Annotated in this window: 1 pseudogene; it reads left to right on the top strand. The window is 56.7% G+C overall.

The window, feature by feature from the left end:
- Positions 1-252 (top strand): annotated as a pseudogene (locus tag DUT91_RS25420) (integrase core domain-containing protein); the annotation flags it as partial.

Below are 252 nucleotides of genomic sequence, written 5' to 3'. Positions count from 1 at the left end.
TGGAACGGGTATGCCGGCAGGTCGGTTATCCGAAGACAATCAGGGTTGATCAGGGAACGGAATTCGTGTCCCGCGATCTGGATCTTTGGGCTTATGCCAAGGGTGTCACACTGGACTTCTCGCGTCCGGAAAACCCACCGACAACGCCTTCATCGAGGCGTTCAATGGCCGCTTTCGGGCGGAATGCCTGAACCAGCATTGGTTCCTGACCCTTGCGGATGCCCGCGAAAAGATGGAGGATTGGCGTAGAGA

This window comes from Paramesorhizobium salinisoli, from assembly GCF_003335045.1.
GTDB lineage: Bacteria > Pseudomonadota > Alphaproteobacteria > Rhizobiales > Rhizobiaceae > Paramesorhizobium > Paramesorhizobium salinisoli.
The sequence above is the reverse complement of the archived record's forward strand: the minus strand, read 5'-3'. Positions and strand labels throughout refer to the sequence as shown.